Here is a 20,846-nt window from a genome sequence, read left to right on the forward strand (position 1 = left end):
CTACAATTCTCCTTTTTTGTAGATTAAATATACAGTGGTTGAAAATTGATTCTCCCTTTTTAATCTACATATGTATATTATATTACATGTGTTTAGGTATATTTAAAGTTTTTTAAGTAAGAAACAGGAGGAGAATCTGTAAATGAATATGACAACTAAGAGCCCTACAAGTGGCAAAGTTGATACTTCTAATTTGAAACATACCCCCATTTTAATTGCATTACTTTTAGGAGCAATGGTTGCATTATTAAATGAAACATTACTTGGTAATGCGTTAACGGTATTAATGAAAGAATTTGACGTAACCGCTTCAACGATTCAATGGCTTTCTACAGCTTACATGTTAGTAGTTGGGGTTTTAGTTCCAATTACAGCGTTACTTCAGCAATGGCTCACAACGAGACAAATGTTTTTGATCGCTATGGTAACGTTTTTAGTCGGTACATTAATTGCGGGATTCGCACCGACATTTTCCGTTTTATTAATTGGCCGTATCGTCCAAGCTGTAGCGACGGGGTTAATTACACCGTTATTAATGAATACGATTTTAATCATTTGTCCACCTGAAAAACGTGGTGCGACAATGGGATTAATCGCACTCGTGATGATGGCAGCTCCGGCAATTGGCCCTACATTATCTGGAGTAATTGTGGATTCATTAAATTGGCGCTGGTTATTCTATATTGTTATTCCTATCGTGATCATTTCCATTATGATTGGGATGAAGTACATTCAAAATGTTTCAGAGTTAACAAGGCCAAAAGTAGATTACCCATCTATCCTTTTATCGACATTAGGATTTGGCGGGCTTGTGTATAGCTTTAGTGCATCGGGTGATTTAGGATGGTCCGATGCAAAAGTGTATGGCACTTTAATTGTTGGGCTTATCTCATTATGTATTTTTGCCGTTCGACAATTGAAAATTGAGAATCCAATTTTAGAATTACGAGCATTTAAAGTTCCGATGTTTACATTATCAGTTGGATTAATTGTCATTGTGATGATGTCGTTATTTTCAACGATGACTTTATTACCGATGTTCCTGCAAACCGTTTTACTCGTTACAGCTTTTAAATCAGGAATTATCATGCTTCCGGGAAGTGTTATTAGCGCCATAATGGGACCAATCGCAGGTAAACTATTTGATAAATTTAGTCCGAAAGTTATTATCGTTCCCGGCATTGTCTTAGTAGGAATTGCAATGTTCTTATTTAGAGGCATTACTCCTGATACATCAATGGTACAAATTATTATTATGCATAGCGTATTAATGGTTGGACTCATGTTTGTCATGACAGCACAAACATACGGTTTAAATCAATTAACACCAGATTTATATCCGCATGGAACAGCACTATTTAGTACGTTGCAACAAGTAGCTGGTGCAATTGGTACAGCTATCTTTATTTCGAAAATGTCTTCAGGAACAACTAAGTATATGGAAAGCTCCGCAAATCCACTGGATCCAGTAGAGAAGTTAAACGGTTTAACGTCAGGGTTCCAAGGTGCATTTGCACTTGGGTTAATCTTTATTATTGTTGCATTTATCGTATCGTTATTCTTAAAAGAAGAGAAAGAAGGAGTAAAGGCAGCGAGGGTTTTACAGAACGAACATTAAGGTTTATATAAAAAAGACATCTTTCCCTAGAAAAGATGTCTTTTTTATATTTTTTTCGTAACACTTGTTTTGGGTGTCTTCATACATAAGAATTGGTATGTACAATAATTATCCTTTTTGAGAATAAGGATGCAAAGCCGTACTAATAACTAATAGTTCACCAGATGATTTAGTGACATCGTATATAGATCCTGTTATGAGAATAGGTATAGCGATGATTATAAATTTATTATATTTGCATTAAACGATTTTTGCGTTTTTTATAGTAAAAATTAGAGCCTCTTCAATAAAAAGGAATTAAATATGGTATTCTTTAGTTAATATATTTAAACGAAGACAGGGGAAATGAAGATGGACAAGAAGCTAACGTATTGGCTAGCATCTATTATAGGGGGAGTAGTACTTGCAACTGGTATGACTTATGGAATGTTACAGTTTGCTGAAGTCCCGCTTGGGAGTGAGGACCATGTTTTTGCAGAGGTTAATAAAGAAGACACACTATCGAATGAAGCAGAAGTGAAAGGCTCAAATGCACAACTTCACATTACAGTAACTTCTACTGAAGAAGAAGTGATTTCAGCTATGCATAGCATGACTCATCAAAAAGTAAAAGCGTGTGAAGGAAAGGGAGCAACCCCTATGTCCAAAAATAATGCAGAGAAAGTAAGAAACATTCTAAACGGAAACAATTTCAAGAATAAAGAAGAGCTATTAGCAATTACTGAAAGATGGGCAAATAGAGATTTTAGTAAAATTTTAGAAGAACATAACTATTTTATTAAACTTCAAGGTGGCAAGATAGGTGAAGCTACAGTGATGGATACGGTAGACGAGCAAGTATTCTGTCTCAATACTTTCGGTGATGATGTAACGGCTACATTAGTTAAATCAGGAGATCTTCAAGCGTTGTAAGGTGTTTTTTCTTTAATATAAAGAAAGCCTCAAGTATTCATATACTTGAGGCTTTTCTAATGGAAAGATAGGAATGATCCGAATTCTTTACATTAAGAACAAAGTGGAATTACTCCTAAACCAATTAATAAAGCTGCAGCAACTGCTGGAATTGGTACAGGAATTTGAATACCTTCTACAAACAAGAAATACTGACCACTTACTATTTTAAAACAAACTAATTGCATGGCTATTCCTCCCTTCTTTTAGAATTAATACATTATATTAATTTATCTATTTATTGTTATAGTTGAATTATTCATTTTTGAAAATATAGTTAATATGTGAATAGTTTTCGAAAGGACCTGCTCAATCAATACGAAAAAACATAAGATGAAACGAATCCATTAAAATACATGAGTGAACCTTAGTTTTCCCCTCTTATCTAAAGGAGGAACTATTATGGGTTATGGTGGTAGTTGTGGCGGTTGTGGCTTCTCGGGAGGCTTTGCTTTATTAGTCGTGTTATTCATTTTATTAATCATCGTTGGAGCTTCTTGCTTCTGCTAAAAACTATTGGAAAAGACACTCATATGGAGTGTCTTTTCTTTCGTGCAAAATGATTCCTGATAATATCCAACTGTATATAGTATACGGTATATTTTTTCCTCATTAGACATATAAAAATGTTGGAGGGATGTTATGAAACTAGTAGGGAAGCACATTTATATTCGGCTTTATAAAACTGCTGATGCTAACTTACATATTAGAAATCGCGAATTTTTTCAACGAGTTTGCCCGTTGCTCCCAGAAGTTTTTTATACAGAAGAACATCAAAAAATACGTCTTGAACAAGCTCTAAAAAAGACAGCTGAAGGGCAAGTATACCCTTTCGGAATCTTTTTAAGAGAAAATGATAAACTTATCGGATACAGAAATAGACATACAAAAACGCCATCCTTTCCTATGATTCTACAGAAAGAATAGCGTGTTTTTTCATTTTAGGGGGATTTTGTTGTATTAGCTTGATCGCGATGTGGTGCTAGAAGGGAAGAATTTTTCTCCCCTTTTAAAAACTATTCTACCGGAATTAGTTTTACAGGCTCTGCTGTTTTAATAATGTCACCATCTCCAGTGAAGAAAGTGTAGTCTCCACGACCTACTGAACTATTGCCTAGAATCGTATTCACAACTGCTGATCCACTCTTACTATCGTATACTACGAAGTTGCTTCCTCGCCCTGTTGCCGTAGCCTTGTAGCGCCCAGAAGGAATGTCTTTTCCAACAATATACTCACCTGCATTCAGAGCTCTAGGCTCTTCCTGCTTAGCCTTAACGCCTTCTGTAACCTTCTGTAGTTCCCCTTTTTTAGCTTCTATTTCTCCATCTATCCTACCTACTTCGCCTTTCTTAGCCTCTGCATCCTTTCCTAACCTTTCAATCTCTGTAGATAATTCATCTCTCTTTTTCACCATTGCCAGGGTTTCAGTTACTTCTGACTTTTTATCTTCCAGTTTCTTTTGCTCATCTTCAATAGCCTTTTCAACTGCATCCTTCTTGTGTTTCAGTTTTTCTGTTAATTCGTTAGATCTGGATACTAACTCATTGTAGCTAACTATCTCATCTCCAATTCTAGCATCTGCACCCTTGCCCAGGCTATAAGCACCTACTAATCCAATCACTACACCTACTGAAACCCATAATTTTTTCGCCTTTAAAAATTTCATTTTCCTACCTCCTGTGTTGTCTATCATTCTATGTAATCTATATCATCTGATTCTTGCCATGCATACTATTTCAGCTCATGTTTATCCTCGACTGGATTCGCATACTTTCCTTTTGGTGCAATCCAGTTCCCTACGGTATAGTAGAATTTTTGCTGATGGTTATATGAACCCTCACGGAAGAAATCAAGGTTGTCATTGTTCTTCAGCAGTTCTTTCACTGCAACTTATACTTCACTTGTATACTCGTCACCTAATTTTTCCTTAAAGAAAAGCCCCCTAGTTTTTACACCAAGGGGGCTTTCTGGAGTAAATATAGAAATAAGTAACGTCAGCGCAACTTCATAACAAATATATTTTAGAAAGGAGCGTTTTGAAAACAAAACGTCTTGATGGAACAATAAGATTATAACATATAATCTGTATTTACAAATAAAAGAGGTGAATATTTGGAAGTTATATCTTTGAAAAAAGAGGCATTTATTAATCTTTTTAAAAGTAATGAAATGAATTAAGTGATAGAAATTAGCGCAATATTGACGGTGACGGCATTTATTTATTTTACGATTTATACTATGATATCTCGGCTGAACCCCATGTCCGTCAATTTAAGAAAACAAGTCAAAAAAGGAGAAAAATAAATTTTTATGCTATAAAAACACAAAATTTTCATTTAGGGGGTAATTTAAAATATTAGGTTGCTCCCAAAAGTTTTTTATACAAAATAACATCAAAAAATACGTCTTGAACAAGCGTTAAAAAAGAAAGCTGAAGGGCAAGTATACCCTTTTGGAATCTTTTTAAGAGAAAATGATAAAATGAAGATAATATTAGGGAATTATGGGGATGATTACGTTGCTTACTTTAATAAAATTTGTAGTTAGTTATGCTGCAAGTCTATTTGCTTTTATTTTTGGATGGTTCTTAATTTCATATATTTTTAATCCTAGCTTTATTCACCCAGACGTTTTACAGGGGTTCATAAAAACTATCGTCACTTATGGTAGTATACCAGCTCTTATAGCTTGTCTAATTGGGGAAGTCTTATATAGGAAAATTAAACGATGTAGAGAGTTTCAATTTGGAATTCCTTTATTTATAGGACTAGCAGTTATCTATACACTTATACCATTTCTTTTTCTTTTTACTTTTTCTTTTTCACATTTCTTTTATTTCGTAGCACCTGTTATGATGGGGTCCTTAGCTTTTTATGTAGTGCGTAGAAAAATATAATTATAATAGATATGTCTGAATCACCAGTTTCAAAAAGCCTTCACGCAATGATGATTGCATGAAGGCTTTTGATGTTTTCTTATTTTTTTGTCTCGTTAACCCATGTAATAATGTCCTGGATAACGTACTCGGGAACGTTAGCAGGGATTTCGTATTCACTAGGAAGACTTAATTCCCCGTCACCTTCCGTGAAGAAATGATTCAATTTCGGGTATTTTTTGACCTGAACATTCCTGCGGTTTGCAAGCCCTTCTTGCCATTTTGTATATTCATTTTTTACTGTTACTTGATAATCGCGTGCTCCTTGCAAAATGAGTAAAGGCTCTTTTCGTGATTTTGCCTCTTCAACTGGACGCCACCTAGAAACATCATACATAAAATGAGGTGACCCAAAATTGTAGCTAGCTGGAGGATGGTCAGGATTGAAAGTAGGGTCCTGAATAAAAGCAGCCTGTCTTTTTAGTTCATCGATTTCTTCCTTTGACGCCCCAAGGTATTCATACTGATCAATGGCAATGTCAGTCAAAGGGCGTGCAGGTGGTGCGAGTAAGATACTTCCTCGAACAAGTGAGGAAGGCGCTTTGCTCAGTATACGCGGCATTGTGCCAGCTCCTTGGCTATGTCCGAGAATGAAAATATTATTTGGATCAATGCCTTCCTGCTGCGCTGCTGACTTTGCTGCATATATGGCATCATCTGTAGTATCACGGTCTAATGTAACAGGTTCTGCACTCATCTTTAATGCATGTTCTAAGGTACGTTTTTCATAGCGCAACACTGCAATTCCGTTGGATGAAAGGCCCACCGCAAGGTCTCGTAAGATTTTTGTTCCCAAATAGGTAGCATCGCGATCATGGATGCCAGCACCATGCACAAGAACAACGACGGGTACCTTTTCACCACGCTGATGCTTCGGAACTGTTAATGTCGCTGGTAACGGATAGGTAGAATTTCCAATGACGATTTCACGTTCTTGATAGGAGTCAGGTTGATCATAGCTAGGATGTGGGATGGTATAAGATTCTTCGGGTGGCCTTTCTCCAATTTCATCTACTTTCCCGCCAGGTGTGAATTTAAGGAGTAGCGGTATGGTAGTTCCTTCGGTAGCTGCTGGAATTTCTACCGTCTGATGGACCAAGTTTCGTTCTTTTATCACGGGGGTTCCCATGCTTTTTATCCCGCTCCAGCCACTTTGTGTCCACCAGTTTTGTAATGTGGTTGCTGTAAACTTGGATTGAAAAGCAGTAGACGTCAACTGTAGTGCCTCTGCATACTTACCTTGCTGGAGATATTCAAAAAATAATGATGTACGCTCCGTTAAAGAGACTAGTTTCTTTTCAGCAGATTGTTCTTCGCGTGTATCTGCGTGAATAGTTGTTGTAAGCGGGAAAGATGAAACGCCTAAAGAAAAGAGTAGGGGAAAGGTAAGTACTGATCTTTGTATTTTCTTTTTTTTATTCATGTTTTAACCTCCAATACGTGATGGTACAAAACAGGTATGGTAATTAGAATTCTGGTGCGAAAACTTCAAAATATTTGCAAGCAATCTCCAAAACTTGGACATACTCATATTATTATTCTAAAAAAACGTAGCTTTCTTCTCTTGTCACATGCATATTAATCCCAGAAATAATCTTTCTTCCTTCACTTTATATTTTGATTATACGAAACAAAGCTCTCGTTTTTCTTACTTGATACTTACAAATTCCTTAAGTAAAGGATATTTTAAAATCTTAGCTTGATGAATATGTAGCGGTACTCCTATGTTAAGAGATAGCTTAAGGACCGAGGATTATATTGTTTTTATAAAGGGTTGATGTTATGTTTGTTTTGTAACATATGGTGTTTTATGCATGTAGGAGGATTTATTGAAGAAATTATTAATATTGTTTTTATTAGCTACATTTTGTCTACAGATTACAGGATGTTCTAATAATATGGGTACACTAAGGGAGAAGTCTAAAACTTCAACAACTGTGAAGTCTAAACGCATCAATAAAGGGTGGTACAAACATATGTAATAGTTTGTATCACCCTTTGTTGATGATAGAAGTCATAAAGAAAAGACACCCTAAGGTGCCTTCCTTCGACTTGAACCATCTTAATTTTAATAATATATTGGACTCCCATCCAACTATTATTTTACCATGTTAAATTATTTTATTCATTGAGAAATATGCTTTAAATCTATATTTTTAAAAAATATATAGATTTGAACAATATGTATACGAGCCACATATCAAAAAAAGACACTCTCAAGAGTGCCTCTCCTTAGCAGCCGAATCCGCCGCCCCAACAGCTAGCGCCAACAATGATTAATAAGATGAAGAGCACAACAAGTAAGGCAAATCCGCCGCCGAAACCACAGCCTCCACCACAACTACCTCCATAGCCCATATTAACTCCTCCTTCCATAAAGACCATTTATTAATGGATTTAATTTAATTTATGTTTTTAAGGGTGAATGGAGCAGGTCCTTAAAAAAATAAAAGGATTTTGGAAGTTAAAAAGAGTTGACGATCTTATTTTTGTCACCGGAATTTTGTCTTCTACATATTGTATTTTATTCTGTGTATTGGGGGAAGGAGGATCTTATGGCTAATTCTGAGATGATTTTACGTTTACTTACGGATTTAAAGATTGAACAACAATTGTTGAAAGAACAGTTAGAGAAAATGCAAACAGCTGTGACTATTCTTGAAGAAAAGTCAGTGACGCTTAAAGAAAAACCAGCGACTCTTAAAGAAAAAACAATGACTCCTGAAGAAAAACCATCTGTTACAAAGCAAAGAGCTTTTTCTGGACGCCCAACATCTTTTCGTGATTGGAGAGCAGCTGCTCAAAAAAATTCATAAAACTATAAAAAAAGAAGACATCAATTAAGATGTCTTCTTTTGCTTGTACAATCCAAATGAAGTTAAGAAGATATATCCATATTGCTTTAGAAATAAGAAGAAAATAACGATTGTCGACTCCTATTTTAGTTATCTATTATTTGTTTTAATTCATTTATTCGTATTATTTTTTGAGAGCCCCAGTAATGAGGCCTTTTTTATAATTGTGTTAAAGTAGAAACCCCTCAAGCGTAGTGAGGGGTTACATGACTAGGGAAATGAATGATTATTAGTGTTTCATGAGCTGAAGTTCAGGATATTGCTTCTGAATTTCTTCTAAATGATTTTCGTTTATCCCTTTTAAATTTTGATCAAAGAAGCTAGTTACTAGTTTATTAATGAGTGTATAATTTGTGGCTACATCTTCGTCTGGTTCATTAATAATAGGTGAAAATGCTGCTAAATCTGTAAAACTGGTATGGTTTGTTTTTGGAATTACCACTGTGTACACGCCCGGTTTTTCAATCGTTTTATTTCTTAAATAGGATATTTCCAATAATTCATTTTGGATTCCGGTTGTCTTTTGATTCTCCGCTTCTTTCATATAATGAATCGTCGCCTCAGCATTCATCAACATGAATGGTTTCTGAGGACCGTCTTTAGGCATTGGGTCGCCAAACAATCCGCCATCCATATCAATTGCAGCTTTAATACGCGTATCCTTTACTAGCATCTGTGCGGAGGTTGCTCCGCCAAAAGAGTGACCGAACATTCCAATTTTGTCATAGTTAATTAAGTCTGCAATCGTTTTAAAACTTTTATCGAAATTACCTTTTATTACTTCGTTTAAAACAAAAGTAGTATCCTGTTCCCATTTTTGAACTATGGTATTTAAGGCCGTAGGTGTATTTTCAATTGGTATAGAGTCTACACGGTTTCCGTTAGGGAAAATCGTTGTTGCTGCATATCCTGTGAAATTAAGAGCGATTACTACATAGCCTTGACTAGCTAATTCCTCTAACTGGAATGTATTTTGTTGACTATATAATCCCATCCCATGGCCGAATAAAAGGAGGGGGAATTTTTCTTTAGCTTGAAGTGGCTTAGCATTTTGATAAGAATGTGTTTTTGTCAGCCCTAAATGTGTCGTTACGATATACGGAGCACCGTTTGTTACTGCCAATTGTTCACCCAGTTCGTTTATGTTCTCAAAATAGGCAGAAGGATTCCCTGATCCTTTTGCGGCAGGATAGTATACTTGTATCATTAACTCACGATTTCCATGATTATTTGGTACAGTTGTTTCTTTTCGATTTGTATCAATTAAATGAAAAGCTTTCGTGCCTACTGTATATTTTCCAGTAGGCTCTGGGAGTGTTATGATCGGAAAAAGTAAAGGTAATGTAAACATTACGATAGCAGTTACGATAATTCCTAAACCTTTTAAAACTTTCATCACTAACTTTTTAGAAACGGCTGTAGTTTTTGGTTTCAAAAAAACTTGTAATGTTAAAACGAACAATAAGAAATAGGCGGGAATCATGCGCCAGTTTGCACCAATTACAATGATAGTGGCAAGTAATAATGTATAATTTATTAGTAAAATGACTCCATTTTTTTTCGTCAAACCCCGTTTGATAAAGATGGGAATGATACTAGATAAAAGTAATGCAGCAACAAAAATGATTTCTAACATTTTTAGCTCCTTTCCTAATCAACATAAATATAGATTGATAATTTAAAACCTTCTCAATTATATAACTATCTTTGATAATTGTATGCATGTAAGTAAGTTTAGAATGTTTTTATATGACATTAAAAAAAGTACTCATACGAGTACTTTTTCTTAAATGAATTATTATTTATTTTTAAACCGTTCCCCATAAATGATAAACCATACCGATAACAAAAAATGCTAGTCCTACAAATAAAACAATTAAAGCAAGCACTCCATTTTTATTATGTTCCATAAAATTAGCTCCTTTTTCATTTACTTACATACAAAAAGCCTTTAGTCGTAATTATGGCTAAAGGCCTTAATCTTCATACTTTGTAGTTTATAAAAAAGTTGTACTTCTGTATTAATTTGGAATATGATTATTTAAAGAGAAGGTGATGAGTACATGCAGGAAACAAAACAATTCCCGCTTATATCGGGAAATCTCTCATTAGATTTAGTAAATACAGAGTTAGTTAGGCGTGGACAACGTTATGATTTATTAATAACAGATGAAGATGTATTAGAATGGCTACATGTAATAAAGGTTAATCTTCCTTTTTGGAATGAAAAAACACTTATAGGAATTCAGAAGCGAATGGATCAAGTTACATCTAGCATATTAGAGGTAAGAGAAGTATTGAGAAAACAGTTTGAGGCAATTGCTGATCAGCAAGAAATTTCTAATGATTTTATTACGTATTTAGAAAAACAAATTGAGAAGGCACCATTTACATATAAAATCATTGAACAGCAGCTAGTATCTATCCCAGTTGGAGAAATCGAGGATGTACTCGCATCGTTAATTGCATTTGACGCTTTAACGTTAATAGCAGAAAATAAGCTGATTTTCCTTAAAAGGTGTTCAAATCCTGAATGTGTTTTATTATTTATAGATAAGAGTGGGAAACGAAAATGGTGTTCTATGAAAATATGTGGGAACCGGAAAAAGGTAGCAAAATTTCAGGATCGAAAATTTGAGGAAGTTTAGAGAATCAACTTATAATAGTTGATTCTTTTTTTGTATTCTCCAACTAACCTATAAAAATGATATTTACAGGTTAGTTATTGCCGAGTTATAATGGTTGGTAAATAAAGGAGGAGAACGATGAATAATATAACAGCAACTAAGCAAAAAGACCCTCAACCAATAAGTGTACGATATTTTACAAAAATGAAAGGGAAAGGAAGAAGTCCATTACAAGTAAATGTAAAGGACTCTTTAACGGGACTACTAGGGGGATTTTTAACAATTCTTACCTTAACATATTTAACGAGCATAACCTCTACAGAATTATTAATGGCTCCATTTGGTGCGAGTTGTGTATTAGCGTTTGGAGTTTGGAATGCGCCATTATCTCAGCCGCGTAATATTATTGGAGGACATTTGATTTCAACTTTCATTGGTCTATCAATATATCATTTGTTTGGGAATGAATATTGGACAATTGCTTTAGCGGTGGGGATGGCAATAGCCGTTATGATGTTAACGAGAACGACGCACCCTCCGGCAGGCGCCGATCCGATTATCGTAATTTTAGGGGCAAATAGTTGGAGTTATTTAGTAACACCAGTTTTAATTGGCTCCGTTGTTATTGTAGTTATTGCTTTATTCATTAATAATATGAGTAGTAAAAGAAGTTATCCAACTTTTTGGATGTAGTTTGTGAAGTGAAAAATAATTTAAGTGAGTATTCTATTCTTACTATGTTTTATTTTTTATATAGTAAAAGCCTTAGTCGTAATTGCAGCTAATGACTTGGGGCCTCATACTTTGTAGTTCATAAAGAAAAGACACTTTAAAGTGTCTTCTACAGATTTGAATTATTTAATTCATGTAATTAATATTCGTTAGCATAAAAATCTTTTATTAATTTTATTTCATTTGTATCTGGATTAAACTTAAATATTTTAATTTGATTCGATTCGTCTTTGTATGCAAATGTATTCTCACCAACTTGGGTCATATTGCTGGTGTTTAAGATAGGATCGCTACCGTGATCAGTAATTTCCACAGTTTTCTCGCGATCCCAGAATGCAATGACAATAATCAAAATGATAAGACATACCCGTATAAAACGTAATTCTCTTGCAACAGGATGTTCCATCTGTTTGTCTCCTTTACTGTTTGATAGGGTCTGTTTATAAAAGAGATGATTCCTAGGAATATAAATAAAAAAGACACCGTAAAGTGTCTTTTTTATTTTAGTTATGCGCATTACTTAATAAGACGCTAGTTCCTCAGTCTGGCTATGAGTAACTATGTAGGGTAATTCCATTATAACATTTTAACCAGTAATGGGTCTATATGGAATTTAATTGATTTTCTTTTTGATTATTCAGAACGATTAATCGGGTATTTGGATGAAGGAAGCGGTGAGGAAGAAGGGACTTAACTTGTTTTAGAAGAGTGTCTTCTTTTTTGTATCATTGTGAGTAAAGTGTATAGTTATATTTCCCTTTACACGAACATAACGGTATAATATAGTTAAGTTAAGTAAACTTAACTATTAAACAAAACGAAATAAAAGCATGGAGGAATAACGCTATGACTAGAACGTATAAAGAAGTAATTAATGAAATGAACCGAGCTTATAATGAATTCTACATTTTACTATTCCAGGAGTTAAAAGATGAGTTCGGTCTTACAGGACAGCAAGAGAGCATGCTATTTCATATTAATTTAAATGAAAACACGACAGCAAATCACATTGCGACTACTTTTAATATATCAAAAAGTGCCGTTAGCCAAGTTTTATCTAAATTGGAGAAACAGAAGATGATTTCAAAACAAGTAAACCCTAATAATAAACGGGAGTATTTTCTTACACTTGGTCCAAACGGTAGTAAGTATATAGAGCGGTTGTCGGAGTTAGATGATGTATTAATTGAGAAATATTTTTCTAAAATCGATATAAACGCCCTAGAGCAAATGACAGATACGTTAACGAAAATAAATAAAGTCATATTGGAAGAAAAACAGAAAGATCTTGATTGTAATGAGTAAGAACGTAGATGAAGCAATTAGTAGAAAGGAGGAGAAGTGTATTATGAGTTTCATACCAAATATGATTACGATAGCAAATTTTGTATGTGGGCTTTTAGCTATTTACGCTGTTTTCGTTCACGATATTTATTTGGGAGCAGTTTTTATTATTACAGGTATGTTGTTTGACTTTTTAGATGGTATGGTCGCTCGGAAACTTGATTCTGTTTCGGAAATTGGTGGAGAGTTAGACTCATTTGCGGATTTAGTTACTTTTGGTGTGGCACCGTCTATTCTTGCATATAGTGCCTCGTTAAAAGATTTGCAGTCTATCGGGATGATATGCGCGCTTGCTTACAGTATTTGCGGCATGCTTCGGCTTGCAAGATTTAACACACAGCAAAGCAAACTCCCGACCTTTATCGGCATGCCAATCCCATTCGCGGCAATGTGTCTCCTCATTTTATGTTTTTTTAAGAATCCAGTTTCCGTGGCGTTTGGTACATGCGTACTCGCTTATTTAATGGTAAGCAAAATCAAATTCCCTCATTTTAAAAAAGATATAGCTGAAAGCTTGAAGCCTGGAAGATTGGATTGATGATACGGGATTACAATGAGAAAGATAAAGGAGTATAACATGATTCGTATGGCATTAAGATCATTCAACATACAAATGTATTGTTTGCTAGGCGTAATGTTATTGGGATGGCTTGTGACACCTTTTTCAGCCCAGTTCGTAGGGATAAGCATTGGCCTTTTGGTGAGTATGTACTGCGCCTGGATTTTAGGAAGGCGTATTGAAAAGTTCGGAGATAGCATTGTAAAAAAAGCAAAAGCACCGATGCTTGGAATGATAAATCGGTTCGCAGCCGCAATACTCGGCGCGATTATTATGTATGAAATTGAACACCATGAATTCATGTGGACATTCGCTGCTGGAATTATGGGTGGGTATTTCTTGGTTATTATTAATTTAGGGTATTACAGTATGAGGGATGAGAAGGGATAAAGTGAAACCTAAGTTTAAGCATACTGTTGCCTAACAACGAATAGCGGATTAGTAATTAGAGTAATAATAAAATCTAACATAAAATTTAAGAAAAATTTTATATTTCCCCCACTTTTTATTTTAAAAGTTTTTCCTATCCTATAAACAAGTTCCATCAAAGAGGAGACTGAAAATGAATAAGTGGGGATTTTTTTATTTTTAATATATTCCCTATATTCGAAGACAAAGTAAAAGATTAAATATATGAACAAAGTACTGGTTCTTAAACTATGTTCTAAATAATAGATGAAAATGTAAAGTTAGGGGATTCCACATGCATACAGGAGTTTTGATGAGTTATTTGTATACTTATTTTTTTACTATTATGTTTTGTGTTGTGTTTCAAATTGGATTTTATTTTAAAGCGAAAAGAACTATATCTATTCTGCATTTTTTGTGGGTGTATGTTTTTCTGTTCTATCTTTCGCTAGTGTATAAGGTGACGCAAATCGCGACTGTATGGGATATAAGTAGATATGAAACGTGGATTCGTGTAAATCAAATCAACTTGACTCTATTTGATACGGCAGGTAGTACGACGTATCTTTTGAACATCGTACTGTTTATGCCGTTCGGTTTTTTATTACCGATGATTTGGCCGTATTTTAGAAAAATAAAAAACACGGTATGTGCAGGATTCTTTTTTTCATTGGCAATTGAGTTAAATCAATTGTTAAATAATAGAATTACAGATATTGATGATTTATTTACGAACACCCTCGGGGCGATTATTGGGTATTTATTATATAGAGCTTTAAAAATGATATTTAAAAGAGAGGGGGAAAAGCTTGATACCAGCTCTTCTCTAGTTATAAAATACGAGGCTATTTTTTGTTTAGTATGTTCATTTGTAGGAGCGATGTTAATTTATCATCCAGCTTTATTTGGAAGACCTGTCATCATTCAGTGAGGCAATTACGAATTTCTTTTGAATGCTCGAGTGATATTTCAATTTGCAAAAAGCCTTTAACTTGTTATAGTTAAAGGCTTTTATCATCATAATTTTTACTTACCAATTACCCACTCTAACATCCGCCTTCAACCACTTCACCCAATCAAAATCCTCTACCTTAAGCAAACTAAGCGAAACACCCTTCATATCTAAAGAAGTTAACAGTGTACCAACCTTTACGAATGTCACTTGCAATCCTTCAAGTTCACACAAACGGCGAATGTCGTTTGCGAAAATGTATTGTTCCATTAATGGAGTTGCGCCGAGTCCGTTAATGAGGATAGCGAAGTTGTCTCCTTTTCTCCAGCGATAAATGCTTTTTAGTTTGTTCATTAGTTCGATCGCTAATATTTCAGAAGAGGATAGTGCTTCTTTACGGTAACCTTTTTCTCCGTGAATGCCGACGCCATAAAACACTTCATCGTCATTTAATGTGAATGAAGCTTTTCCTTTTACTGGATCGTTGACAGGGGAAAGAGCAACTCCTAATGTGTGTAAGTTTTTAGTGATAGAGCGGCCAAGTGTTGTTAGTTCTTCTAGAGAATGGCCTTCAAGAGCGGCCGCACCAAGTATTTTTTGAACGAAAACAGTACCAGCGACGCCGCGTCTTCTTTTATTAAAAGAAGCATCATCTTCAATTGAAACGTCGTCATTTACGATGATGTGGTCAATTTTTCTTCCTTCTTCTTTAGCGATCTGCTTTGCCGCAAGAAAGTTCTCAACGTCATCTTTAAAGTTTTTAATAATGAATAGTATACTTTTATCTTTTGGCATAAGGCGAGTTGCCGCCGCAATTTGTTCCACTGTAGGCGGAGTGAAGATGCTTCCGTTTACTGCCGCTGTAAGCATACCTTTTCCTACATAGCCAATATCAGCAGGTTCATGTCCGCTACCACCGCCACTTATAATAGCGACGTCTTGCTTCATTTTTTCGATATCTTTTACATAAATGATGTTATTCGTTTCATCGTAATTTACTTTGTCGTTATGTTCAAAATAAAAGCCGTGCAGCATATCTTGAACGATATTTTGTACATCATTCATAATCTTTTTCATTGCTTTTGCCACCCTTTAATTACTTTGCTGATTGCTCCAGTAATAGTAGTAATTGATTGTTTATCATATTTTTCATAAGAGAAGACATAATGGAAGGATCTACTTCGCACTTACTTTCAATCCAATCTTTTATCGTTCCAACGAAGCCGTGACTATAAAAGGAGGCAATCGTATTTTTTGTCTCATCAGAAAGGCTGAATCCACAGCTCACAGATAGTTCATCGATAATCTTCATATATAAGTTTTTCGTATGCTCAAATAAATAGTGATTAAACGAGTTTTGCTCAATGACTTTAAAAGCATTTCGGTAAAATTTTTGATTTTCATAAAAGTAATCAAATAATAAATCGAAAATGTTTTCCCACGTTTCATAATCGAGAAAGTCGATAATGTTTTCCTTCGTTTCTTCTCTATAAATCCAGCTTAATAGTTCAAATTTATCTTTAAAATGATAATAAAAAGTTTGCCTACGCATTTGACAGTGTAACATAATATCGCTCACTGATATTTTATGAAACGACTCTGTTTCCATTAAATACTTCAATGAGTTCGCGATTAACTTTTTAGAAATTATAGAAGAGGTCATCTGAATCATCCCTAGAATGTTATTAATATGAAAATCCTATCTATAAATGAGAGCGGTGTCTTTAGACAGATTGTCCATTTTGTCCGTTTACTATAAAACGCTTTCATTTTAACATGGTTAGTAAGAAGAAGATTTCAAATATATCACAATATATTAAAGGAATTGAGGGAGAACTACAATGAAAAAGATTATAAACAAACCAGAAACATTAGTAATGGAAATGTGCAACGGAATGGTTATGGCTCATCCAGAGCTTGAGCTTTTGAAAAAATATAAAGTGATTAAGAAGAAAGAAATGAACGAAAATAAAGTAACGTTAATTAGTGGAGGCGGTAGTGGTCACGAGCCGGCACATGCAGGATTAGTCGGAAAAGGAATGTTAGATGCGGCAGTGTGCGGAGATGTGTTTGCGTCACCTTCACAAATTCAGGTATACCAAGCGATTAAAGAGACAGCTAGTAAAAAAGGTACGTTATTAATTATTAAAAATTATAGCGGCGATATTATGAATTTCAAAAACGGTGCGCATTTAGCGACGGAAGATGGAATTGAAGTCGACTACGTAAAGGTGGACGATGATATTGCGGTAGAAGATAGCCTGTACACAGTAGGACGCCGCGGCGTTGCGGGCGTTATTTTAGTTCATAAAATTGCCGGCGCAGCAGCGGAAGCAGGTATGGATTTAGGAGCGGTGAAAGCTGTAGCAGAAAAAGCAGCGGCTAACGTGCGCACAATCGGTTTAGCATTAACGTCTTGTACAGTTCCAGCGAGTGGATCACCTACTTTCACACTTGCGGAAGATGAAATGGAATACGGTGTAGGTATTCACGGCGAACCAGGAATTAAGCGTGAAAAAATGCTGTCAGCAGATGAACTAGCGAACCGTATGACAAATGACCTTGTAAAAGATTTAGGAGTAAAAGATGGCGAGGAAATCGCAATTCTAGTTAACGGTTTTGGCGGAACACCACTGCAAGAACTTTACTTATTTAACAACGCAGTTACGAGAGAACTAGCTGCAAGAAACATTAAAATTAATAGAGTATTCGTCGGTAACTATATGACAAGTATTGATATGGCTGGTATGTCTTTAACGGTAATGAAGTTAGATGAAGAGCTAAAAACATTACTATCAAAAGAATGTAATACACCAGCGTTTAAAGTAGACGGTCCAGTTGAAAGTGTAGAGTACGTAAATGTACTTGAAGAGACAGAAGAGAAGGAAGTTTCATTTGAACTAGAAACTGCGGAAGAGCACGCTGTTATTAAAGATAATGTTATTACATTAAACAACATGATTTATCTCGTTGATAAAATGAGCGATATTATTATTAAAAATGAAGTACCGTTCTGTGAGCTAGATACGCATGCTGGTGATGGCGACTTCGGAATGAGTGTGGCAAAAGGATTTAAGCAATTAAAACGTGAGTGGCACTCTATTGTAGAACAAGAAAACGTAACGATCGGATCATTCCTTGACGGCTGTTCGATGATTATTATGGAACATTGCGGCGGCGCATCTGGTCCAATTTGGGGCGGTGCATTCCGCGCAGCTAGTAAAGCAGCAGCCGAGAAGCGTGAGTTAACAGTGAAAGAATTCGCTGAAATGCTGCAAGCAGCATTGCAAGGCATCCAATCGATCGGTGAAAGATCATTCGGCAGAGGAGCAGTAGTTGGTGACAAAACACTTGTTGACGCACTTGCTCCATGTGTAGACTCTTGGTTAGATAGCGCCTCAAACGAAGTAGACGTAAAAACTGCCTTTGAAAAAGGAGCAGAAGCAGCGGTCAAAGGAGCAGAGTACACGAAAGAAATCGTAGCTCGCATGGGCCGCGCTGGTACAGTTGGCGAAAGAAGCTTAGGATATCCAGATGCAGGTGCACATGCACTTGGGGTTATCTTTACGGAGATTGCAGGTAGTTTGAAATAGGAATTGGAAAGTCCCTCTGCTTTAAGGTGGAGGGGTTTTTATATAGTTGATATGTAGAAGACTTCTTTCGGTTCTTTCTCAGTAAAATATGAGTTTGTTACTATTTTTGATAAAATCTTATTTCAAAAATACAACTAATATTTCTCAACATTAATATATTGAAAATAGTTAGAATATTTAAGATAATTATTTGTGAAGAAGTAAATTATAAAAAAAGGGGGAATTTATTTTGTTACGTCGTTTATCTATTTGTACAGTACTAACAGCTTTTATATTTACTTTATTTACATTTAACGGCTCTGCTTTCGCGGCTACGAATGCTACTGAAAATCAAAATGTAGTAGCAGCTTGTGCAAAGGGAGGTACGGTAGGTGTATATGGTGCAAAGATGCGCAGTGGTTATACTGTCGATTCACCTGTCTTACATACATTTAATGATGGTACGAAAATTACTGGAACATGGGTAACTGGTGAATATGTTCAAGGTCATTACAGTAATTCTAAACAGTGGTTAAAAGTTACATATAAAGGGATGACAGGTTATGTATCCCATACAACATTATATAACGTTTGCTCATAAAACTATGTACCATAATAGCTTTGGATATATTGAGCTAATCTCTTCTCGAGATTAGTTCTTTTTTATCTCTTAGTTTTTAATGGGGCATTTTTTGAAAAAGACCAACGATTCATTAAATCGATGTTCTTACGTTTATATAGTATTCATTTGTATCTATATTAAATTTTTCATTGTTTTTTGCTTATTTTAGACTTAGTTTGTTTGTGATTGCAGCTTATCAATTTTCCAGTATGTTTGTAGAGGGTCTAAAGAGCTTTCAATATAAAACATATATTCATCTGCGGTACGTGGTACTTCAAAAGCTATTTTCAATTCTACCGTTTCATTTGGTTTAACTTGTATATCAGAAGGGTTTTGATCAAGCACCTTTCCTTTATAGATCTTTCCGTCTTTTTCATCTTTTAAGTTATATTTTAATTCTGATAGTCCAATTGTTTGACCTCGTACATTTTTTACAGAGACATTAACAACTACGGAATCGTTGCTAGCATTTAAATAGGCACTTTGAACAGCGGTCAAGTAATAGCCTCCCTTAACACTCTCACCAACTAATAAAATACCTTGTTCCAAGCGGCTCATATCTTCTTTTTCTTCAAAATTTATTAATTCTTCATTTTCATTTTTTGCGGTTGGTTCTTCTATTGGACCATTTTCAACGGCACTATCTGTTTTATCTTGTGTGCAAGCAGCCGTAACACTGACTAATACTAGAATGAAAGTAAGTAATATAGATAATTTTCTCATAAAATTTATCTGTCTCCTTAAGTTTCTCAATTTTGTGCAACTATACATATAAGATTAACATAATGTCTCATTATTGGCTCAAAATAGGGGGGCTTTTAGACAACTTATTCTTTTTACTTTTAATATACATTCGATTGGTTCTCGCGATATTTGTTAATCTTTTAAAACATTGGCTTAGTAATAACGAGGGTTATTATAGATATATTAATCATGTAATTTGTCCATATCAAAATGAACGTTTTTTGCATTTAATATATTGTAAATATATTTTATTTTGGAAGGATGTGATTATATGGCTCATAAATCTACTGGAGTGTTTCGAGTTCCAGTTTCTGAAAATGGGATTATTCCAACTGCTCTCAACATTATGTTAAACAATGATTCACGCTGTCATACTAGTAATGTAACGGTAACTGTTAAGAGAAGTCGAAACACCTTTTTCCCAACTCAAAATGAATTAGTTGAAATCTCTCGTACTTTTGTTTCTTTAGAACCAAACAGAACAACTAAGATTGTGTTGTTTACTCCAGAATTCCAAGTAGAAGATTTCCTTGATGTCATCATTAGTGGAAATAGAGAGGATGTTAAGGATGTTCTTGTATATTCTTTCTTAGCAGATTCAGTAGGTCATAATCTGCCATCTACTGTTTTCAGAAATGCAGAATACACTTTTGCTTGCTGACACAGTGATGATGTATTCTTTACTGTCGTATATCTGAATTGAAATGTTGCAAACAGCACTTCAAGGCATATAATCTATCGGTGAAAGATCATTCGGCAGAGGAGCGGTAGTTGGTGAAAGAAGTTTAGGATATTCAGATGCAGGTGCACATGCGCTTGGGGTACCTTTACGGAGATTTCGGGTAGTTTGAAATAGAAATTAGAAGATCCCTTCTACCTTAAGGTGGAGGGGGTTTTTAATATTATTTTTTGATATATATTGCTAA

At 35.0% G+C, this 20,846-nt stretch carries 23 protein-coding genes and 3 pseudogenes; 17 read left to right on the forward strand and 9 right to left on the reverse strand.

Annotation, left to right across the window (positions count from 1 at the left end; translation table 11 throughout):
- Positions 1 to 142: 142 nt before the first annotated feature.
- Complete coding sequence (locus C3Y97_RS04970) at positions 143 to 1,618, forward strand: MDR family MFS transporter (RefSeq protein WP_136363133.1); 1,476 nt, start codon at positions 143 to 145, stop codon at positions 1,616 to 1,618.
- 351 nt (positions 1,619 to 1,969) lie between these two features.
- Positions 1,970 to 2,530 carry a PRK06770 family protein gene (locus tag C3Y97_RS04975; protein WP_136363135.1) on the forward strand — a complete coding sequence of 187 codons (561 nt, stop codon included), beginning with the start codon at positions 1,970 to 1,972 and terminating at the stop codon, positions 2,528 to 2,530.
- Positions 2,531 to 2,622: 92 nt separating this feature from the next.
- Here the strand turns inward: C3Y97_RS04975 and C3Y97_RS28245 are convergent, their stop codons facing one another.
- Entirely contained in the window at positions 2,623 to 2,757 is a 135-nt protein-coding gene (locus C3Y97_RS28245; protein ID WP_001177693.1) for a hypothetical protein, read from the reverse strand.
- A 214-nt stretch (positions 2,758 to 2,971) separates the two neighbouring features.
- On the opposite strand from C3Y97_RS28245, the gene C3Y97_RS04980 reads away from it, so the two are divergent.
- Positions 2,972 to 3,079 carry a YjcZ family sporulation protein gene (locus C3Y97_RS04980; RefSeq protein ID WP_000540375.1) on the forward strand — a complete coding sequence of 36 codons (108 nt, stop codon included), beginning with the start codon at positions 2,972 to 2,974 and terminating at the stop codon, positions 3,077 to 3,079.
- 132 nt (positions 3,080 to 3,211) lie between these two features.
- Positions 3,212 to 3,439 (forward strand): annotated as a pseudogene (locus C3Y97_RS04985) (GNAT family N-acetyltransferase); the annotation flags it as partial.
- A 146-nt stretch (positions 3,440 to 3,585) separates the two neighbouring features.
- Here C3Y97_RS04985 and C3Y97_RS04990 read toward each other — a convergent pair.
- Complete coding sequence (locus tag C3Y97_RS04990; protein ID WP_109737141.1) at positions 3,586 to 4,236, reverse strand: hypothetical protein; 651 nt, start codon at positions 4,234 to 4,236, stop codon at positions 3,586 to 3,588.
- A 695-nt stretch (positions 4,237 to 4,931) separates the two neighbouring features.
- On the opposite strand from C3Y97_RS04990, the pseudogene C3Y97_RS27960 reads away from it, so the two are divergent.
- Both C3Y97_RS27960 and C3Y97_RS04995 read left to right on the forward strand, forming a co-directional pair.
- A pseudogene (locus C3Y97_RS27960) lies at positions 4,932 to 5,054 on the forward strand (GNAT family N-acetyltransferase); the annotation flags it as partial.
- A gap of 25 nt (positions 5,055 to 5,079) precedes the next feature.
- The gene (locus C3Y97_RS04995; protein ID WP_000631591.1) at positions 5,080 to 5,466 is read left to right on the forward strand and encodes a hypothetical protein; all 387 of its coding nucleotides are present in this window, start codon (positions 5,080 to 5,082) and stop codon (positions 5,464 to 5,466) included.
- Between the two features lie 79 nt (positions 5,467 to 5,545).
- On the opposite strand, the gene C3Y97_RS05000 is transcribed toward C3Y97_RS04995, so the two are convergent.
- Entirely contained in the window at positions 5,546 to 6,928 is a 1,383-nt protein-coding gene (locus C3Y97_RS05000) for an alpha/beta hydrolase (protein WP_136363137.1), read from the reverse strand.
- Positions 6,929 to 7,737: 809 nt separating this feature from the next.
- Positions 7,738 to 7,863: a YjcZ family sporulation protein gene (locus C3Y97_RS05005; protein WP_000540377.1), complete on the reverse strand. Its 126-nt coding sequence runs from the start codon at positions 7,861 to 7,863 to the stop codon at positions 7,738 to 7,740.
- Positions 7,864 to 8,060: 197 nt separating this feature from the next.
- Here C3Y97_RS05005 and C3Y97_RS05010 point away from each other — a divergent pair, with 197 nt between their 5' ends.
- Positions 8,061 to 8,321: a hypothetical protein gene (locus C3Y97_RS05010; protein WP_000013691.1), complete on the forward strand. Its 261-nt coding sequence runs from the start codon at positions 8,061 to 8,063 to the stop codon at positions 8,319 to 8,321.
- 268 nt (positions 8,322 to 8,589) lie between these two features.
- On the opposite strand, the gene C3Y97_RS05015 is transcribed toward C3Y97_RS05010, so the two are convergent.
- Complete coding sequence (locus tag C3Y97_RS05015) at positions 8,590 to 9,996, reverse strand: alpha/beta hydrolase family protein (protein ID WP_000889688.1); 1,407 nt, start codon at positions 9,994 to 9,996, stop codon at positions 8,590 to 8,592.
- A gap of 427 nt (positions 9,997 to 10,423) precedes the next feature.
- Between C3Y97_RS05015 and C3Y97_RS05020 the strand changes: the two genes are divergently transcribed.
- Complete coding sequence (locus tag C3Y97_RS05020; protein ID WP_136363139.1) at positions 10,424 to 11,008, forward strand: CGNR zinc finger domain-containing protein; 585 nt, start codon at positions 10,424 to 10,426, stop codon at positions 11,006 to 11,008.
- A 117-nt stretch (positions 11,009 to 11,125) separates the two neighbouring features.
- Complete coding sequence (locus tag C3Y97_RS05025; protein WP_001059994.1) at positions 11,126 to 11,680, forward strand: HPP family protein; 555 nt, start codon at positions 11,126 to 11,128, stop codon at positions 11,678 to 11,680.
- A 178-nt stretch (positions 11,681 to 11,858) separates the two neighbouring features.
- Here C3Y97_RS05025 and C3Y97_RS05030 read toward each other — a convergent pair whose 3' ends face one another.
- Complete coding sequence (locus C3Y97_RS05030; protein WP_000400964.1) at positions 11,859 to 12,125, reverse strand: YmzC family protein; 267 nt, start codon at positions 12,123 to 12,125, stop codon at positions 11,859 to 11,861.
- 440 nt (positions 12,126 to 12,565) lie between these two features.
- On the opposite strand from C3Y97_RS05030, the gene C3Y97_RS05035 reads away from it, so the two are divergent.
- The 4 genes from C3Y97_RS05035 to C3Y97_RS05050 all read left to right on the forward strand — a co-directional run bounded on the left by C3Y97_RS05035 (position 12,566) and on the right by C3Y97_RS05050 (position 14,961).
- Positions 12,566 to 13,024, forward strand: a complete 459-nt coding sequence (locus tag C3Y97_RS05035) for a MarR family winged helix-turn-helix transcriptional regulator (protein WP_000198939.1) — start codon at positions 12,566 to 12,568, stop codon at positions 13,022 to 13,024.
- A gap of 43 nt (positions 13,025 to 13,067) precedes the next feature.
- Positions 13,068 to 13,601 carry a CDP-diacylglycerol--serine O-phosphatidyltransferase gene (gene pssA, locus C3Y97_RS05040; RefSeq protein WP_000008336.1) on the forward strand — a complete coding sequence of 178 codons (534 nt, stop codon included), beginning with the start codon at positions 13,068 to 13,070 and terminating at the stop codon, positions 13,599 to 13,601.
- Positions 13,602 to 13,640: 39 nt separating this feature from the next.
- Complete coding sequence (locus C3Y97_RS05045; protein WP_103621594.1) at positions 13,641 to 14,012, forward strand: ATP synthase subunit I; 372 nt, start codon at positions 13,641 to 13,643, stop codon at positions 14,010 to 14,012.
- Positions 14,013 to 14,325: 313 nt separating this feature from the next.
- Positions 14,326 to 14,961: a VanZ family protein gene (locus C3Y97_RS05050; RefSeq protein ID WP_100618084.1), complete on the forward strand. Its 636-nt coding sequence runs from the start codon at positions 14,326 to 14,328 to the stop codon at positions 14,959 to 14,961.
- Between the two features lie 99 nt (positions 14,962 to 15,060).
- On the opposite strand, the gene dhaQ is transcribed toward C3Y97_RS05050, so the two are convergent.
- Complete coding sequence (dhaQ, locus tag C3Y97_RS05055) at positions 15,061 to 16,059, reverse strand: DhaKLM operon coactivator DhaQ (RefSeq protein WP_000723363.1); 999 nt, start codon at positions 16,057 to 16,059, stop codon at positions 15,061 to 15,063.
- 19 nt (positions 16,060 to 16,078) lie between these two features.
- Entirely contained in the window at positions 16,079 to 16,645 is a 567-nt protein-coding gene (gene dhaS / locus C3Y97_RS05060) for a dihydroxyacetone kinase transcriptional activator DhaS (protein WP_136363141.1), read from the reverse strand.
- A 178-nt stretch (positions 16,646 to 16,823) separates the two neighbouring features.
- Here dhaS and dhaK point away from each other — a divergent pair, with 178 nt between their 5' ends.
- Both dhaK and C3Y97_RS05075 read left to right on the forward strand, forming a co-directional pair.
- The gene (gene dhaK, locus C3Y97_RS05070) at positions 16,824 to 18,575 is read left to right on the forward strand and encodes a dihydroxyacetone kinase subunit DhaK (RefSeq protein WP_071740853.1); all 1,752 of its coding nucleotides are present in this window, start codon (positions 16,824 to 16,826) and stop codon (positions 18,573 to 18,575) included.
- A 229-nt stretch (positions 18,576 to 18,804) separates the two neighbouring features.
- Positions 18,805 to 19,155 (forward strand): SH3 domain-containing protein, encoded by a 351-nt coding sequence (locus C3Y97_RS05075; RefSeq protein WP_000946193.1) that lies wholly within the window; start codon positions 18,805 to 18,807, stop codon positions 19,153 to 19,155.
- Between the two features lie 192 nt (positions 19,156 to 19,347).
- On the opposite strand, the gene C3Y97_RS05080 is transcribed toward C3Y97_RS05075, so the two are convergent.
- Positions 19,348 to 19,899 carry a DUF4352 domain-containing protein gene (locus C3Y97_RS05080; RefSeq protein WP_001228902.1) on the reverse strand — a complete coding sequence of 184 codons (552 nt, stop codon included), beginning with the start codon at positions 19,897 to 19,899 and terminating at the stop codon, positions 19,348 to 19,350.
- A 292-nt stretch (positions 19,900 to 20,191) separates the two neighbouring features.
- Here C3Y97_RS05080 and C3Y97_RS05085 point away from each other — a divergent pair, with 292 nt between their 5' ends.
- Together C3Y97_RS05085 and C3Y97_RS28430 are read left to right on the forward strand one after the other, a co-directional pair.
- Positions 20,192 to 20,581, forward strand: coding sequence for a hypothetical protein (locus C3Y97_RS05085; RefSeq protein ID WP_000940664.1), 390 nt, complete (start codon positions 20,192 to 20,194; stop codon positions 20,579 to 20,581).
- Between the two features lie 94 nt (positions 20,582 to 20,675).
- Positions 20,676 to 20,776 (forward strand): annotated as a pseudogene (locus C3Y97_RS28430) (DAK2 domain-containing protein); the annotation flags it as partial.
- Positions 20,777 to 20,846 lie beyond the last annotated feature (70 nt).

The organism is Bacillus sp. DU-106, from assembly GCF_004799705.1.
Taxonomy (GTDB): Bacteria; Bacillota; Bacilli; order Bacillales; family Bacillaceae_G; genus Bacillus_A; species Bacillus_A cereus.

Bases quoted from the DNA above. Each gene is read 5' to 3' on its own strand.
- C3Y97_RS04970 (WP_136363133.1), top strand. From the start codon at position 143: ATGAATATGACAACTAAGAGCCCTACAAGTGGCAAAGTTGATACTTCT.
- C3Y97_RS04975 (WP_136363135.1), top strand. From the start codon at position 1,970: ATGGACAAGAAGCTAACGTATTGGCTAGCATCTATTATAGGGGGAGTA.
- C3Y97_RS28245 (WP_001177693.1), bottom strand. From the start codon at position 2,757: ATGCAATTAGTTTGTTTTAAAATAGTAAGTGGTCAGTATTTCTTGTTT.
- C3Y97_RS04980 (WP_000540375.1), top strand. From the start codon at position 2,972: ATGGGTTATGGTGGTAGTTGTGGCGGTTGTGGCTTCTCGGGAGGCTTT.
- C3Y97_RS04990 (WP_109737141.1), bottom strand. From the start codon at position 4,236: ATGAAATTTTTAAAGGCGAAAAAATTATGGGTTTCAGTAGGTGTAGTG.
- C3Y97_RS04995 (WP_000631591.1), top strand. From the start codon at position 5,080: ATGATTACGTTGCTTACTTTAATAAAATTTGTAGTTAGTTATGCTGCA.
- C3Y97_RS05000 (WP_136363137.1), bottom strand. From the start codon at position 6,928: ATGAATAAAAAAAAGAAAATACAAAGATCAGTACTTACCTTTCCCCTA.
- C3Y97_RS05005 (WP_000540377.1), bottom strand. From the start codon at position 7,863: ATGGGCTATGGAGGTAGTTGTGGTGGAGGCTGTGGTTTCGGCGGCGGA.
- C3Y97_RS05010 (WP_000013691.1), top strand. From the start codon at position 8,061: ATGGCTAATTCTGAGATGATTTTACGTTTACTTACGGATTTAAAGATT.
- C3Y97_RS05015 (WP_000889688.1), bottom strand. From the start codon at position 9,996: ATGTTAGAAATCATTTTTGTTGCTGCATTACTTTTATCTAGTATCATT.
- C3Y97_RS05020 (WP_136363139.1), top strand. From the start codon at position 10,424: ATGCAGGAAACAAAACAATTCCCGCTTATATCGGGAAATCTCTCATTA.
- C3Y97_RS05025 (WP_001059994.1), top strand. From the start codon at position 11,126: ATGAATAATATAACAGCAACTAAGCAAAAAGACCCTCAACCAATAAGT.
- C3Y97_RS05030 (WP_000400964.1), bottom strand. From the start codon at position 12,125: ATGGAACATCCTGTTGCAAGAGAATTACGTTTTATACGGGTATGTCTT.
- C3Y97_RS05035 (WP_000198939.1), top strand. From the start codon at position 12,566: ATGACTAGAACGTATAAAGAAGTAATTAATGAAATGAACCGAGCTTAT.
- pssA (WP_000008336.1), top strand. From the start codon at position 13,068: ATGAGTTTCATACCAAATATGATTACGATAGCAAATTTTGTATGTGGG.
- C3Y97_RS05045 (WP_103621594.1), top strand. From the start codon at position 13,641: ATGATTCGTATGGCATTAAGATCATTCAACATACAAATGTATTGTTTG.
- C3Y97_RS05050 (WP_100618084.1), top strand. From the start codon at position 14,326: ATGCATACAGGAGTTTTGATGAGTTATTTGTATACTTATTTTTTTACT.
- dhaQ (WP_000723363.1), bottom strand. From the start codon at position 16,059: ATGAAAAAGATTATGAATGATGTACAAAATATCGTTCAAGATATGCTG.
- dhaS (WP_136363141.1), bottom strand. From the start codon at position 16,645: ATGACCTCTTCTATAATTTCTAAAAAGTTAATCGCGAACTCATTGAAG.
- dhaK (WP_071740853.1), top strand. From the start codon at position 16,824: ATGAAAAAGATTATAAACAAACCAGAAACATTAGTAATGGAAATGTGC.
- C3Y97_RS05080 (WP_001228902.1), bottom strand. From the start codon at position 19,899: ATGAGAAAATTATCTATATTACTTACTTTCATTCTAGTATTAGTCAGT.
- C3Y97_RS05085 (WP_000940664.1), top strand. From the start codon at position 20,192: ATGGCTCATAAATCTACTGGAGTGTTTCGAGTTCCAGTTTCTGAAAAT.